This window comes from Fictibacillus sp. NRS-1165, assembly GCF_050468105.1.
GTDB classification, from domain to species: Bacteria; Bacillota; Bacilli; order Bacillales; family Fictibacillaceae; genus Fictibacillus_C; species Fictibacillus_C terrinigri.
In genome coordinates this window covers 132,681-148,430 of the sequence record NZ_JBDPNU010000004.1, presented here as the reverse complement: position 1 = coordinate 148,430, position 15,750 = coordinate 132,681, and the positions used below count along the sequence as shown (strand labels likewise).

Here is a 15,750-nt window from a genome sequence, read left to right as displayed (position 1 = left end):
AAAATGCAACTGCCGTTCAAACCAATGCTCGCTTCCTTAGCAAGTGATCTGCCTGACGGGCACGATTGGATTTTTGAAATAAAATACGACGGTTATCGCTGCATTGCTTTATGGTCTGAATCTGGCGTTCAGCTGTTCAGCAGAAACGGTCATTCATTAAATCATTCTTTTCCTGAGGTTGTTAATGCGTTCATGGTGAAGACCGAGCAGATGAAGCCTTTTTTACCGCTCGTTTTAGATGGTGAACTATGTATATTGGAGTCCCCCTATAAAGCATCATTTGAAGCCTTGCAGAAAAGAGGAAGACTTAAAGAGGGTCAGAGAATTAAAAAGGCAGCGGTCGACCGCCCTTCCACTTACCTTGTTTTTGATGTATTGAGTGAAAGAGGAGTCCAGATCACCGAAGTTCCCTTGAAGGAGCGGAAGAAAAAACTCAAAGAGATTTTTAAAACACTTGCCACAGCAGAAAATAAGGCGAGCAAACCTTTGGCTTGTATTGATTTTCATTCCAACGGCAGTGAGTACTGGGAGCTTGCACAAAAACAGCACAGCGAGGGCTTGATTGCGAAAAGGTGCAAAAGCAAATATATACCTGGAGTACGTACAGACCAATGGGTAAAAATAAAAAATCCGAAGAGCGGAGTATTTTTTATTACTGCCTACGATAAAAATAATGGCTATTTTCATGTCGGTGCACTACGTGATGGCAAGACGGTTTCAGCCGGACTTTTTTCACACGGGCTGACTCCGGAAGAACGCAGTGTGCTGATTGAGGTAATTAAAAAGAATAAAACAGGGGAAGACCGTAACTTTATCATCGTTACACCTTCCATTTGTGTGGAACTGCAGTATTTAGAGCTGTATAAGGATCAGTTGAGACATCCCCGTTTTGTTGCTTTTCGTCTGGATGTCAGGTGGGAGGATTGCACATGGGAAAAAGCAGTCAGCAGCAAGAACTGAACATCAACGGTGTAAAAGTTGCCGTTACTTCTCCTGATAAGCCGCTATGGCCAAAAAAGGGATTAAAGAAGATCCACTATCTCGAATATTTAACACGTGTTGCCCCCTACCTGCTTCCCTTTTTAAGAAACCGTGCACTTACGGTGATCCGCTATCCGCACGGCGTGAACGATGAGCGCTTTTATCAGAAAAATTGCCCCGATTATGCACCTGACTTTATTGAGACCGTTCGGGAGGACCAGATTGACTATATTGTCTGCAACACCCTTCCATCCCTCCTTTGGCTTGGAAATCAGCTGGCGTTCGAGCTTCATATCCCCTTTCGTAAGAATGGCACCTCAAGACCATCCGAAATCGTGATGGACCTTGATCCTCCATCCAGGGATGAGTTTGTGCTTTCAGTGGAAGCTGCTCTTCTTATAAAAGAAGTCTGTGACAAACTAAAGCTGAAGGCATTCGTGAAAACGAGCGGTAACAAAGGGCTTCAAGTGTATGTTCCATTGCCAGAAAATGAATATACCTTTGATGATACGAGAAGGTTTACCCAGTTTCTCGCTCAATTCCTTATCACAAAAGAACCCGGGTGGTTTACGATCGAGCGTCTGAAAAAGAACCGTGGAAACAAATGCTATATCGATTTCATTCAGCATGCAGAAGGCAAAACAATCATCGCTCCCTACTCTGTTCGGGGGAACGAAGAGGCACTTGTCGCTACGCCGCTTTGGTGGGATGAATTAGAAAGAGACCTTCGTCCCGAAACCTTTCCGTTAGATACCATCCAGCAGCGGCTTGAAAAAACAGGCGATCCTTTTGCTGAATTCGAAGAGACAAAGTCCGTGCAGCGCTTCGGTCCCGTTCTCGATTGGCTGAAAGAGCAAAAACTGTGAATCATAAAAAGCTCCGGCATCAGCCAGAGCTTTCATTATTTGCTTATTTAGTATGGAATACCCGGACCTCGAACGGTTGAAGTTCACTGTTACCAGTCCTTTTCCATCGAACTCATAATTCGAAACAAGGAGTTTGTGCAAACATTTGTCCTGCCGCCAATTCCATGGTATACGATTACATAACTAATAAGCAACTGGTATATAAAGAAACAGCCTGGTTTATAAACTCTAAACCGGCTGTTTCGCTTTCCCTTATATGGTTTTCTCCTTTGGAGCGGAGAGTGCCATACAAGATTGCCTTTCGACAAGCTTGTATGGTACTGCTATCCTTCTAGGTGTGAGATCCGGCTTTGCAATAAGATCCATAAGACAATCCGCAGCCTCATATCCCAGTTGAAAAATATTGATGTCCACCGAAGTTAATGCAGGTGTTGAGAAGTCTGCGAGCATCACATTGTTAAAACTCAGCACGGATATATCATAGGGAACAGAGATGTTCATTTCGCTTAATGTACTGAGAACCCCGAAGGCCATCAAATCATCCATGACGAGGAGAGCAGTCGGCGGTTCCTCCAATGCCATCAGTTTTCTGATGGCTTCCTGGCCGCCTTCTTTTAAGAATTCTTCATGGATAATGTATTCGTCACGATAAGGGATGTGGTGGATTCTCAACGATTTTTCATAGCCAAGAAGACGGTCGATGGTTACGACCAAATGTGAGCTTCCCCCAACAAATCCGATCTTATCGTGCCCGAGGGAGATTAAATAGTCTGTCATCTCTCTTGCTGCTTTGAAATTATCATTATCAATGTGTGTAATGGCGTCTTCATTCTTAAACGGCTTACCGATCACAGTAAATGGAAACTTCTTTTCAATGAGATAGTTCATTACCTTGTCATCTACACTGGAATACAAGAGGATGATCCCGTCTACTCTTCCGCCCTGAACCATGCGAACGACACCATCATGAATTTCATCTTCTGTCTGGCCCGTGGACATGAACAGTGCGTATTCCTTTTCATGCACGATCGTACTGATTCCGCGGATCACTTCAGGGAAAAATGGATTTTGAAAGGCCTTGTCAGCAGAGCCTGGCATTACGAGACCAATGGCTTGTGTGGAGCGGTTCGCCAGACTTCTTGCATTGAAATTAGGATGATACCCTAGATGCTCCATCGCTTCTCTTACTCTATGCTTCGTTTTTTCAGAAATTCTTGGATTGTTGGCTATGACCCGGGAAACGGTGGATGGAGCTACATTTGCCAGTTTTGCTACATCTTTAATCGTAACGGTCATCATCATCCTCCTCTCTTGTTTTATCATGCTGCAGCATTCATTCAATAGCTGCTGTATGATTGCGTTTTCACCGCTGCTTTCGTCGCTAAGCTCTATTTTAATCAAATCTTTTGAAAAAGAACAGCTGAGATTGATTTTCTGCGAATGGATTCCTTACATATGCATAACGATCGCCAAAGTCATCGCCAGATGCTCCCAAAAGCCCGCTTCTTCATTCCAGTATAGGTGGATTCATCCATTAATAAACCATATCCATTGTCAAGATCTATATGGCACCTGGTATATTCATGTTAGCCTTTGGTACCTCCTGCCGTCAGCCCAGAAACGAAGAAACGCTGCAACGAAAGGAACAAGAGTCCGATCGGTATAGCGATTAAAACCGATCCAGCTGCAAACAGCGTAAAGGAATTGCCAAACTCATCGGATACCATATTGAATAGACCAACAGCCAATGTCTTTTTCTCATCTGACTGAAGCAAGATGGATGCCAGGATAAAATCTGCAAATGGCGAGATGAAGCTGAATAAAGCAACTACAGCCAGGATTGGCTTCGCGAGAGGAAGAATGATCTGCCAAAAGATACGGAAATGTCCCGCGCCATCGATGCGTGCAGATTCATCCAGTTCTCTTGGGATCGTGTCAAAGTAACCTTTTGCCAGCCAGGTGTTCATGGGGATTAATCCGCCAACATATACCAGAACAAGACCGAAATGCGTGCCAAGCAGCCCCACTAGGTTCGCCAGAATATAGATTGCAAGAATCGCTACGAACTGAGGAATCATCTGTAATACAAGAAATAGGAGCAAACCATTTTTGCGTCCGAAGAAACGGTAGCGGGAAAATGCATAGGCTGTCAGCCCGATAAAAATAACGGAAAGAATCATGGTGCTGATACAAATCTTCAATGTGTTCCAATACCAGGTTAAATATTGTGTTTTTGTAAACAGGTCTTTATAATGCTGCAATGTTGCATTCTCAGGGATAATGGTGGAACTCGTTAAGCTGTCCCCGGGATTCATTGATGAACCAATCACCCAGAGGATCGGATAGATCACGATAGTAATTGCAGCCAGAAGGACCAGATAAGACAGGGTGAGACGTATTATTTTTTCTTGCTTTATGCTCATCTGCATCACATTCCTTCCTCTTTAAATGCTTTGGTCCGCTTAAAGTTAATCAGCGCAACAGTAACGATAACTACAGAAAGCAGTACGGTAACAGCTGAGGCTTTGCTGTACTGTGCAGAGGTCATGGTCAGATTGTAAATCCATGAAATTAGAATATCTGTTCCTCCCGCACTTTGTCCGGCAACGGCAGGGCCACCCTCGTTAAAGAGATAAATAACGTTAAAATTGTTAAAGTTGAACGTATACTGTGTAATGATAATCGGTGCGGTAGCAGCCAAAATCATCGGAAGTGTAATCGATTTGAACTTATCCCAAACCGTCGCGCCATCGACGGTCGCTGCCTCATACAATTCCTCAGGAATAGATTGGAGCACTCCTGTTGTCATCGCCATGATGAACGGGTAGCCAAGCCAAGTCTGGATGAAGATGATTGCAACTTTCGTCCATTGCGGATCGGTGAGCCACGGTATGGGATCGATTCCAAAGGCTGCCAGAATATCGTTGTTAATTGCTCCGAACGAGTCGTTAAACATTCCACTGAACACAAGTATGGAAACAAAAGCAGGCACTGCCCAAGGAAGAATTAACAGTGTCCGAATGATTCCTTTGAATTTAAGGTCCTTCTGATTAATAATAACCGCAAGAAAAATTCCTGCTGCTACCTGCAGCGTAGTCGCTGTAAATGTCCAGATAATCGTCCAGGCGAATACAGAAACAAATGTATTTCTCCAGATATCCATCGTAAACATGTCGGTGAAGTTTTGAATTCCTACCCAGTCTACAAGCTTGGCAGGCGGTGAATGGTACAAATCATAGTTTGTAAACGAAAGGAACACCATGAACAGAATAGGAAACACAACCACAAAGATCAGGATAAAAAATCCAGGTCCTGCTAAAAGATAGGGGAATCCCTTATCGATCACATTTTGATATTGTTCTTTAATGCTTGTGACCGCAAAGCCCTGATCTCTCTTCTTGCCATTTTGAAACGCATCATAAATGTTAAACACATAAAAAACGATGCCGAAGCCGATCACGATAAATGCGATGACCCCTTGTACGAGAAGGATGATGGAATGGTCACGCGGAAGTTCGGTTCCGAGGGTAAAGAATCCCCACAGTCCCATGTTCAGCAGATTGCCAAAAACGATGAAATAGGACGCTGCGAGGATAAGAAATATAGCCCCTTTGATTCTTTGTTTATTGTATAACTGGCCGATCCCAGGAATGATAGAGAGCAAGGCCGCGGTTTTTCGATGATTGGATTGATATGCTAACGCCTCCATGCTGTAGGCTGTCCCCTTTCTAATACACGTGTTATAGATGCATCTTCCAATGTCTGATTTTCAGATATTAAAAGATGCACCTATAGTGAAAGCAGTACCCGGAAGTTACCGGGTACCGCCTTCCTCTATATTATTTATCGGTGTGTTTTGCCTTAATGTTCTGCTCGATCGTTTTGGATGCGTCTTCCAATGCTTTCTTGGAATCTTGTTTGCCTGTGGCAGCAAGCTGCAGCGCGTTCCCTGCAGGCACCCAAACTTCGGCCATTTCAGGTACATTTGGCATTGGAACACCTCGTTCTGATTGAAGGGCAACTGCTTTTGCTGCTTCGTTGTCAGCAATGATCGGATCTTTCATTAGAGCTTTGATCGGAGGGATCTCCTGAGTTTTTTCGTAGCGGATTTTCGCGTTCTCCTCGTTTGTGATCCACTCTACGAATTTTTGAGCCCATTTTTTGTGCTCAGAATACGCACTTACGTTCCAGCCTTTAACACCGATGAATGTTTTAACATACTCACCGTTAGGAAGCTTCGGCATTGGTGCAACACCAATATCGATCCCTGCATCTTTATAGCCTTGGAAAGACCAAGGTCCGTTCATTACAGAAGCGACTTTCTTTTCATTGAATAGACCATCAATGGTTTGACCTGCTTTTTTGCCGATGATACCTTTAGGGAATAATCCTTCTTTGTACCATTTAGAAATGTAATCCGCACCTTCAAGAGAGCCATTGTTTGTTAAACCAAGATCTTTCGTATCCAGTGTTCCATTATTGTCTTTAAACACATAGCCGCCGAAACCGCTCAGGATGCCGTGAGCGAAATAGAAATCTGTCCAGTTCGCCAAGAAACCGTATGGTGCTCCGCCTTTTCCGCCTTTAGAGAACGTATAGACATCATCGAAGGTGGCAGGCGCTTGTTTCATGTATTTTTTATTGTAGATGAAAACCGGTGTTTCTGTGGATTTAGGAAGACCATAGAGCTTTCCTTTAAATGTTAAAGCTGAGATTGAAGAATCCGTATATTGGCTGGTAATATTATCCGAGACATTTAGAGGTGCAATCAAACCTTCAGTAGCCAAAGGCCCTACACGGTCATGAGGGGTAGTGATAACGTCCGCCCCTTTGTGTGTCGGTCCGTCAAGACGAAGTTTATCCTGCTGATCCAGCATCGGCATTTCTTTGAATTGAATTTTAATTCCGTATTTTTTTTCAAAGCTTTTCGCAGCTGGTTCAAGGCCGACACTTTTATCTGTATCTTCCCAGACTACTAATTTATCCGGTTTTCCCTCTGCCTTTCCTTGATTGCTGCTGCCTCCGCTTGTGTCCTTTGGACCACAGGCAGAAAGAACACCAAAAGCAAGCACTGGCGTTAACATATAGGCCATCAACTTTTTCATTTTTGTTCCCCCTATTTGGTTTAAGATCTTGAACAACCGTTTGCACAACTCACTCAAAAAAAGATCAGGCCATCGCCTAAAGTATGTTGTGAAAACGCTTGCATCAATACTTTAATTTCATTATACCTGCCTTTTTATTTTTGACAACACTTTTTATTCACTTTTATAAAACGCTTTCAGCAAATTATTCGTTGACATCAATTGCAAAATATACTAAATTAATGGTGAAATCATCGCATCGGGGCAATGCTACCTCAGGTACAACCTCCAAAAAGAGTTTGTGCCTTTTTTGTATGCGGAGCGCGCAACCGATTGCAGTTATTAAGTCAGGAGTGATGATATGCAGAAAGAAGTCCTGTATCACAGACCAAAGAATAACTTTGCCTATGCTTATGACGAAAACACACTTCACATTCGTCTGCGGACGAAAAAAGATGATGTGCAGTCGGTAGAGCTCATCTATGGCGATCCATATGATTGGAAAGATGGAACCTGGCAGATGAAAAAAAGTAAGATGATCAAATCCGGTTCCGATCAATGGTTTGATTATTACATGGCTGAAGTGACTCCTGAGTATAGAAGGCTTCGCTATGGATTTGTACTGATGAATGATTATGAAAAACTTGTCTTTACGGAAAAAGGTTTTTATGAAGAAGCTCCAACTGACGATACAGCGTACTACTTCTGCTTTCCCTTTCTGAACAAATCAGATGTGTTCACGGCACCCGATTGGGTAAAAAATACGGTCTGGTATCAAATCTTCCCTGAACGATTTGCGAATGGCGACCTTGCCAATGACCCTGAAGGAGCACTCCCATGGGGTTCTGCTGAACCTACACCTGGAAACTTTTTCGGCGGGGACTTCGAGGGTGTTATTCAGCATTTGGACCACCTTTCGAACCTCGGAATTACCGGCATCTATTTCACCCCTATTTTCAAAGCGAAATCGAATCATAAGTATGACACGATTGATTATTTTGAAATCGATCCTCAGTTTGGAACAAAAGAAACGTTCCGCCGATTGGTTGATGCTTGCCATGAAAAAGGCATAAAAGTCATGCTGGACGCCGTGTTTAATCATAGCGGCTTCTATTTTGGCCCCTTTCAGGATGTTCTGATAAACCAAGAAAACTCACCATATAAAAATTGGTTCCACCTTCATGGATTTCCAGTAGTTACAGAGCCGAAACCCAATTATGACACGTTCGCCTTTGAAAAGAGCATGCCGAAGCTGAATACGGAAAATCCTGAGGTAAAAGATTATTTATTGAAAGTAGCCCGCTATTGGGTGGAAGAATTTAATATTGACGGCTGGCGGCTGGATGTTGCCAACGAAGTGGATCATCCGTTCTGGCGTGAGTTCCGCAGGACGGTGAAGAGTGTAAAACCTGAAGTGTATATCCTCGGAGAAATCTGGCATGATTCCATGCCCTGGCTGCAAGGAGATCAGTTTGATGCAGTAATGAACTATCCTTTTACTTCAGCTGCCCTGGATTTTTTTGCAAAAGAGAAAATCACGGCAATCGATTTTGCTGACAGGATGACGAACGTTCTGCAGTCCTATCCGGACAACGTCAATAAAGTTTCTTTTAATCTTCTCGGTTCTCATGACACACCAAGGGTATTGACCGTTGCCAAGCAAAATAAGGAAAGAGTCCGTCAATTGTACGCACTCATGCTCTCCTTCCCTGGAACTCCCTGCATCTATTATGGAGATGAAGTTGGCATGACAGGCGATATGGATCCCGGCTGCCGAAAGTGCATGGAGTGGGATGAGGAAAAACAGGACCGCTCCTTATTTGAAGATATTCACAAATTGATCAGGTTAAGATCTGATCATCCTGCTTTTGGAAATGATGGATCGCTCTCTTTTATAAAAACAAGCAATACACCTGGAATGCTTGCTTTTAAAAAGACATCTTCGGATGAAACCCTTTTATTTGCTTTTAATACAGAGAGCCAATCCATAATACTTGAAAAAGCACTTTTTGAAGGATTCCCAAATACGATTAACCTTTGGACAGGTGAAATCATCTCCCCGGAACTCGCAGTTGTGAAATCCAATGATTTTATCATTTTAAAATTACGTTAATAATCACTCGATCTGTAAAGCGCCTCATGGACTTTTGCTCCTGGCATGAGTTCATGATGGCTCTTTAAGTTATTAAGCATATAGATAGGACTTTACACCACCGCGACATTAGCTTTCCATTTGATCAGGTTATAGGGTTAGTTCCAATCGATGTCAGTGACATTGCCAAACATTTGATGCAGTCTGTTCTTATTAAAGATGATCGAATGCTTCCTCATCCACCCAGTTTCAAGTTGAGTTTTCACCCGTTTTTATGAGTTAAAAGAAACCGCGGAACACGCTCCGCGGTTTCTTTATTAATCCACAATATTGATGTTATAGTCTTTCAGCCACGTATCGATCTGTGAGAGATGTGCCATGAGCTGCGGGCCGGTCATAAGCTGCCCGAACCAAGGAACTTTAAATGCTTCGCCGTTTGTATCAATAATCTCCTGAACTTTATTTTTCTTCATCAGTTCCAGAATAGGTGAACTCTTCTTATCGACGATCGACTGAAGCCATTCTTTCACACTTTCTGTATAGTTCGGGTTATGTGTTTTCGGATAAGGACTTTTCTTTCGGTAAAGAACTTCATGCGGGAGAATTCCCGTCAACGCTTTTCTCAGGAGCCCCTTTTCCCGGCCTTCGAGCATTTTCATCTCCCATGGTATATTCCAGGCATATTCAACGATTCGATGGTCAGCAAACGGCACCCTGACTTCCAGGCTCGCCCCCATGCTCATCCGGTCCTTACGATCGAGCAATGTCGTCATAAACCAGATCATGTTTAAGTAAAAAATCTCACGCCGCTTTGCTTCCATTCCTGATTCTCCATCAAGTCTTGGCATTTCAGCAAGCGATTCATGGTAACGTTGTTTTACATAGGATGATAGATTAAGTTTGTTCTTCCAATGATCATGCAATAGATCTTCCCGTTCCTCTGTTGAACTCATCCATGGGAAAAGAGGGCGGTTCATGACTTCAGGTTTATGAAACCATGGATAACCGCCAAAGACTTCATCTGCACATTCACCTGAAAGGGCTACAGTAGACTGCTCTTTAATCAGCCGGCAGAACCATATTAATGAAGAGTCTACATCTGCCATCCCCGGGAGGTCTCTTACTGTGACGGCTTCCCTTAGGTGATTAACGAGCAGCTCTGTATCGATCACACAGCTGTGATGGACCGAGCCAGTCGCCTCCACCATTTTTTGTATATAAGGGCCGTCGGCATTCGGCTGAAAGTCACTCGCTTGAAAATATTTATCGTTATCTACATAATCAATACTAAACGTATGGAGCGGTCCTCTCTTCTCTGTTTTAAAGTGTTCAGCCGCGATTGCTGAGATTACGCTTGAATCCAGTCCTCCCGATAAAAAAGTACAAACCGGCACATCAGCCACAAGCTGCCGCTGAACGGCATCGACAACAAGCCCTCTTACATTGGCTACTGTTTCATCAAGCGTATGAGAATGGCGTTCACTTTTAATGTTCCAATACCGCCACAGTGTTTTGCCGTTCCTATCAAACGTTAACGCATGGCCCGGCCTAAGTTCACTGATACCTTTAAACACGCCATGGCCTGGTGTTCTGGATGGCCCCAGCCCCAAAACCTCTTGAAGCCCTTCTCTCTCCAGTTCCGCTTTTATATCCGGATGGGCCAGTATTGCCTTTAATTCTGAGCCGAATAGAAGACGCCCTCCCGCTATAGAGTAAAAGAGGGGTTTAACTCCAAGCCGGTCCCGTGCTAAAAACACCTTTTCCTTTTTCGAATCCCAGATTGCAAAAGCAAAGATTCCATTAATGTGATCGATGCAGCTCTCGCCCCATTCCAAGTAGGAAACAAGCAGCACTTCTGTGTCTGAATGCCCTTCAAAGCGGTATCCTTTTTTCAGCAGTTCTTTTCTTAAGTCCTCCGTGTTGTATAGCTCCCCGTTATAACATAAGGTACATGCCGCGTTCCCGGCACCTCTTGTCATCGGCTGTGTGCCGCCCTCAAGATCCACGACTGCCAGCCTTGCGTGGCCGAAGCCGGCATGTGTCCGGCTCCATACGTTTAAAGCATCCGGACCGCGCTTCGATAAGGTTGCTGCCATTTTAATTAGTGTTTTATTCTCTTGTGAAACGTCGTGCTCCCAGTCTACCCACCCTGTTATCCCGCACACAGTCATCATCCTTTCCTTTACGGATGCTGTTTCATCCTTCCATAAGTGCCCAATACTTACTTTATGCAGGTAAGTAATAATGGTTCACGGTATAGGATAGGGAACAATGCACAATTGAAAAGCTAGCAAGCTAGCATGTATAATGAGATATATTCTAATGATCGCAGGTGAAGATATGCCTCAATCCAAAGCTTTTCGTTTCGGTTATGCTATTCTGCTTGTCTTTTTAATCATTTTGGCAGGAACAAAAATAAGTTTTGTGTTCCGTCCCTTTGTCGTGCTTGTTCAAACTTTGTTTTTCCCTTTTTTGCTTGCCGGTGTTCTCTATTATCTGTTCAGGCCGATCGTTACTTTTCTTCATGCAAGAAAAGTACCGAAAACATTGTCCATACTGCTGATTTATTTAGCAGCCATCGGACTGTTCGTTCTCTTGTTTTACTCCATCGGCCCTGTTCTTCAGCATCAGGTTAACAGCCTGATCAAGAATACACCGTTTCTTATTGATGCGATCCGTACAAAAGTGGCTGAACTGCAAAACAATGAATGGATCAGCCGTTTTCAGGAAAACAGCCAGTTCAGTATGAATGACCTCTCTGATAAGATTACGAAATACCTTTCAAAGAGTGCAGCTACAATCGGCACGAGCGTCACCAATTTTATTAGTGTAATCACAAGTATTATTATGGTTTTCGTTACGGTCCCTTTTATCTTGTACTACATGCTGAAGGAGGGAGAAAAAGCTCCTCGTATGGTGCTCCGTCTCCTGCAGCCGGCACAGAGAAAAAACGGCATTAAAATCCTTGCTGATATGGATATGGCATTAAGTTCATATATTCAAGGGCAGATTCTTGTCAGTGTATGTGTAGGAATTCTTCTCTATATCGGCTATCTGATCATAGGGATTGACTATTCCCTTCTGCTTACTGTGATTGCGATGTTTACGAATGTAATCCCTTTTCTCGGACCGATCATTGGTGTAATCCCCGCATTGATTGTTGCCGTGATTGATTCTCCATTTATGATTGTAAAAGTATTGATCGTTATGGTGATCGCTCAGCAGATCGAAGGCAACATCATTTCCCCTCAGGTGATGGGAAAGAAGCTGGATATTCACCCTCTTACCATCATATCGATCCTTCTCGTTGCAGGAAGCCTTGGTGGATTGCTTGGATTGATACTCGCTGTTCCCGTTTATGCCGTGCTCAAGGTCATCGTTCTTCACACCTACAGCCTCATTAAGCTGCGCAGAGAGCAGTCGGGCGAACAGCAGCCAGAAGAAGATAAGATTATTTCATAAACAAATGACGTGCTGGTTCAGCACGTCATTTGTTTTGTTTTGCGGTTCTCCTGTATTTAAAAAAACTGCAGCATGGGAACATCCCTTGCTGCAGTTTGCTACCATTATTTAACTTGAGCTTCCTGTTTCTCGTAGATCGGCACCCAGCCTTCTTTTGATTTAAAGATACGTACGGCTACAACTTTGCGATCATTCATGAGCGTAAAGTAATGGCGATAATTTTCGGGAACAGAGATAAGATCCCCCGGCTCAAGCTCTACGTCAAAAAATCTGCCCTCTGGCCCTTCAATGGCAAAGATCCCATGCCCGCTTACAATGAACCGTACTTCGTCATCCGAGTGGTGGTGTTCAGCCAAAAAGTTTTTCAAAAGTTCATCAAGATTGGGTGTCTCCGGTGACAGCGCAATGATGTCTTCGGTGACGTATCCTCTTCTTTCTGATAGATCATCAATCTCTTTTCTGAAGACCTGGATAATTTCATCTTTCTCTTCATCACTTAGAGAGTAGTTTTCTTTCAGGTGAGAAGGAAGTTTTTCAATGTCCCACTTTTCGTAAATGACTCCCTGGCTTTCAAGGTATTGGCTGACCTTCTCAAGCTCTTCATATCTTTCATTGTTGTCATGAAAACGTAATTGTGCCATTTGGAATCCCCCTATGCTTAATCAATTTTTATAGAAGTGATGGTTGCCCATCGTGAAGCTTCTGCAGCGATTTCAATTTAATATGATAGGAAAATAGAAACTCTAATGCTTCCAGGTGTTTTTTCGCTTCAAATCCCGACCTTCCCCACACGGTGATGCCGTGGTTCCTGATAAGGACCGCTCTTGTATCAGGACCGATCACTGTTCCAAAGCATTCCGCCAAAGTTTTAAGATCGGCATAGTTCTCAATAATGGGAACCGTAATGGCACCGTCTTCTTCCCAAATGTTAAAGGCTTTTATCAGTTCCTGCCCCCTGAAGGTAATTTGACCTTCGTCTCCATACAGTTCTGAAATCACATTATTGTCTACTGTATGAACATGAAGACAGCAGCCCGCATCGGTCAGCTGGTAAACTTTTGCATGAAGACCGGTTTCTGCTGAGGCACGGAGATGCGTTGGATCAACCGCTATCCCTTCTGCATCTACCAAAAGAAAATCCTCATTCGTTCTTCTGCGTTTATCCTTGCCGCTTGCGGTAACTAAAAAATTCAACGGTTCATTGCTCACTTTTATGGACAAGTTTCCACTTGTTCCAGGAAACCAGTCCCTAAGCGCCAATTCATCCTTAATATCAGCCAGTTCTGTCCACAGTGCTTCAAGCGTACTCAAATTGTCACTTCCTTTTCCTCGAGAAACTCTATGATTTCATAAAAAGTAGAGAAGGGAATAAAGGGAATATGGTGTTGTTTACATTTCTCGATCAAATAATCCCTCGCAAACACTTTGTCCGCAATCTTGGCAGCTTGAAGATCTGTGATTGAATCCCCAACTACAATTTTTTCGTAGGTAGAGGAATCAAAGCCTCTCAGTATAGTAGGCTTACAGCAGCCGCAATCATTATTGCAGCCTGAATCACACGAGTGCGGCCAAAGGATCTGTATTTTCTCCCCTTGAAAACTGCTTCCGTTGCAATAAATCTGCTCTTTGTTAATGATTCCGTTGAGCATAGGGTATACGAAAAAATCAATGCCTCCGCTGACAATATATAAGGGAATGTTATTTTCCTTCGTATAAGCAACAAAGTCTTTAAATCCTTCACGCAGTTTTGCTGTAGAGAGAACATAGTCCGCGATCTCATTTTTCTTATTCGAAGGAATAAGGGAAAAGAGTTTACCCACTCCTTCGCGAATGGAGATCTCCTGTTTAAGAATTTGATCTTTTGTATATTCCCAGCCCCTAGGAGCAAAATTTTTCATAATATCGATGATGTTATCTTTTTCTGTGATGGTACCATCAAAATCACAAAATATTATTTTCCTCTTGCTCATGCTTTTACCAGCCTGCCCCATAGGTCCAGCGCCTGCTTTAACGGTTTGCTTTCCTGGCTGATCTGCTCAAGCGATTTGTTCAGAAGCAACCCATTGATGGCATCACGGAAAGCTCTTCCGCCTTCCACTGCTCCGCCAGGATGCCCGTGCACCCCGCCTCCAGCGTTAATGATGCATTCAACTCCAAAATCCTGCAATAAAAGAGGTGTTAAACCCGGATGAATTCCGGCTGAAGGGACAGGAAATGCGCCTTTCAGGTGAGGTTCTTTCTCTGTCAGCTCACCTGCAATGCCGATTGCATCTTCTTTGCGAAGAGCAACACTGCCATATGGTGAAGGGAACAAGACAAGATCCGCACCCGCTAGTCGGAGCAGTTTGCCGAGAAGCAGCCGGTTGGAGATCCCATAAAATTCTGATGGAGTAATCGCCCCAGATACAGCAGGATGAGCCATGATCGGAAGGCTGATGTCAGGATCTTCAGCCAGGCTTTGCAAAACATCAAGCCCGTAGGCGAATACGTTAAAGAGCAATGCACTTGCCCCAAGCTCCACCGCTTTTTTCGCCTTATCTTTCAGGTCATACGTTCGGCCAGTCAGATTTACGGCATAAAGTGTTTTATGTCCTGTCACTTGTTCTGTCTCCATTAATACCGCTTTAGCTGCTTTAATTCTTTCTTCAAAAGGGGTCAAGGGATTATCAAAAAGAATTTCATCATCCTTGACAAGATCTACTCCACCCAGTGCCTGTTCTCTTAACTGGTTCTTAAAATATTGGAGATCTCTCCCGATGACCCCCTTGAAAATACTCATAAGAAGAGGTCTTTCAAATACACCAAGCTGATTACGGACCCCTTCAATTCCAAAAGCCGGTCCGGGAAAAGCTGAAGCGAGCTGCCCGGAAAAATCCAGGTCGATCAGCTTTACTTCTCCATCCAGTGACAGTTTTCCAAAAACGGTAGTCAATATTGCGGGTAAGTCTGGTGTGAAGTTAGCCGCAGGATAGGCAATTTTAAGAAGCGCCTGTTTTCTGGGAGCGCCAAAATATTGATTGACCCTTTCATCCTCGGGCAATTCCGTAATTTCCACTACGTGTCCTTTATGGTTTCGCAGCTGCTCCTTTTGCAATTCTGGCAGATCCGTCCAAGAACCTACGGTTAATCCCAGTGCAATGCCTTCCGCTTTTTTCTCAAAGTTGCCTTTTGGATCATGAACCAGATAGGTTGCTGTTATTGTCGCCATGCTGAAATCCCTCCGAAAGCATAGATTTATTCCAATAAAAAACCTCTTCCCGAGGGA

At 43.6% G+C, this 15,750-nt stretch carries 13 protein-coding genes; 4 read left to right on the top strand and 9 right to left on the bottom strand.

The window, feature by feature from the left end:
• Window positions 1-3: 3 nt before the first annotated feature.
• The gene (gene ligD, locus ABHN01_RS01950) at window positions 4-960 is read left to right on the top strand and encodes a non-homologous end-joining DNA ligase (protein ID WP_429874161.1); all 957 of its coding nucleotides are present in this window, start codon (window positions 4-6) and stop codon (window positions 958-960) included.
• Window positions 930-1,847 (top strand): non-homologous end-joining DNA ligase, encoded by a 918-nt coding sequence (gene ligD, locus ABHN01_RS01945; RefSeq protein WP_429874160.1) that lies wholly within the window; start codon window positions 930-932, stop codon window positions 1,845-1,847. Before ligD (ABHN01_RS01950) ends, ligD (ABHN01_RS01945) begins: the two co-directional genes overlap by 31 nt.
• A 252-nt stretch (window positions 1,848-2,099) precedes the next feature.
• Here ligD (ABHN01_RS01945) and ABHN01_RS01940 read toward each other — a convergent pair whose 3' ends face one another.
• From ABHN01_RS01940 to ABHN01_RS01925, 4 genes are all read right to left on the bottom strand, one after another.
• Window positions 2,100-3,143 (bottom strand): LacI family DNA-binding transcriptional regulator, encoded by a 1,044-nt coding sequence (locus ABHN01_RS01940; protein ID WP_290400433.1) that lies wholly within the window; start codon window positions 3,141-3,143, stop codon window positions 2,100-2,102.
• 290 nt (window positions 3,144-3,433) lie between these two features.
• Entirely contained in the window at window positions 3,434-4,270 is an 837-nt protein-coding gene (locus tag ABHN01_RS01935; protein WP_429874191.1) for a sugar ABC transporter permease, read from the bottom strand.
• A gap of 5 nt (window positions 4,271-4,275) precedes the next feature.
• Entirely contained in the window at window positions 4,276-5,556 is a 1,281-nt protein-coding gene (locus ABHN01_RS01930; protein ID WP_429874159.1) for a carbohydrate ABC transporter permease, read from the bottom strand.
• 130 nt (window positions 5,557-5,686) lie between these two features.
• Complete coding sequence (locus tag ABHN01_RS01925) at window positions 5,687-6,952, bottom strand: extracellular solute-binding protein (RefSeq protein ID WP_429874158.1); 1,266 nt, start codon at window positions 6,950-6,952, stop codon at window positions 5,687-5,689.
• Window positions 6,953-7,292: 340 nt separating this feature from the next.
• Between ABHN01_RS01925 and ABHN01_RS01920 the strand changes: the two genes are divergently transcribed.
• Complete coding sequence (locus ABHN01_RS01920) at window positions 7,293-9,044, top strand: glycoside hydrolase family 13 protein (protein ID WP_429874157.1); 1,752 nt, start codon at window positions 7,293-7,295, stop codon at window positions 9,042-9,044.
• 296 nt (window positions 9,045-9,340) lie between these two features.
• Here the strand turns inward: ABHN01_RS01920 and asnB are convergent, their stop codons facing one another.
• Entirely contained in the window at window positions 9,341-11,197 is a 1,857-nt protein-coding gene (asnB, locus tag ABHN01_RS01915; protein WP_429874156.1) for an asparagine synthase (glutamine-hydrolyzing), read from the bottom strand.
• Window positions 11,198-11,345: 148 nt separating this feature from the next.
• On the opposite strand from asnB, the gene ABHN01_RS01910 reads away from it, so the two are divergent.
• A complete protein-coding gene (locus tag ABHN01_RS01910; RefSeq protein WP_429874155.1) occupies window positions 11,346-12,485 on the top strand; it encodes an AI-2E family transporter in 1,140 nt (379 codons plus the stop codon).
• 104 nt (window positions 12,486-12,589) lie between these two features.
• Here ABHN01_RS01910 and ABHN01_RS01905 read toward each other — a convergent pair whose 3' ends face one another.
• From ABHN01_RS01905 to mtnW, 4 genes are read right to left on the bottom strand one after another with little or no spacing between them, the layout of a single operon-like run.
• Window positions 12,590-13,126, bottom strand: a complete 537-nt coding sequence (locus ABHN01_RS01905) for a 1,2-dihydroxy-3-keto-5-methylthiopentene dioxygenase (protein ID WP_290399849.1) — start codon at window positions 13,124-13,126, stop codon at window positions 12,590-12,592.
• 28 nt (window positions 13,127-13,154) lie between these two features.
• Window positions 13,155-13,796 (bottom strand): methylthioribulose 1-phosphate dehydratase, encoded by a 642-nt coding sequence (locus ABHN01_RS01900; RefSeq protein WP_429874154.1) that lies wholly within the window; start codon window positions 13,794-13,796, stop codon window positions 13,155-13,157.
• A complete protein-coding gene (locus ABHN01_RS01895; RefSeq protein ID WP_429874153.1) occupies window positions 13,793-14,455 on the bottom strand; it encodes a 2-hydroxy-3-keto-5-methylthiopentenyl-1-phosphate phosphatase in 663 nt (220 codons plus the stop codon). Before ABHN01_RS01895 ends, ABHN01_RS01900 begins: the two co-directional genes overlap by 4 nt.
• Window positions 14,452-15,693: a 2,3-diketo-5-methylthiopentyl-1-phosphate enolase gene (mtnW, locus tag ABHN01_RS01890; RefSeq protein ID WP_429874152.1), complete on the bottom strand. Its 1,242-nt coding sequence runs from the start codon at window positions 15,691-15,693 to the stop codon at window positions 14,452-14,454. Before mtnW ends, ABHN01_RS01895 begins: the two co-directional genes overlap by 4 nt.
• Window positions 15,694-15,750: the final 57 nt, after the last annotated feature.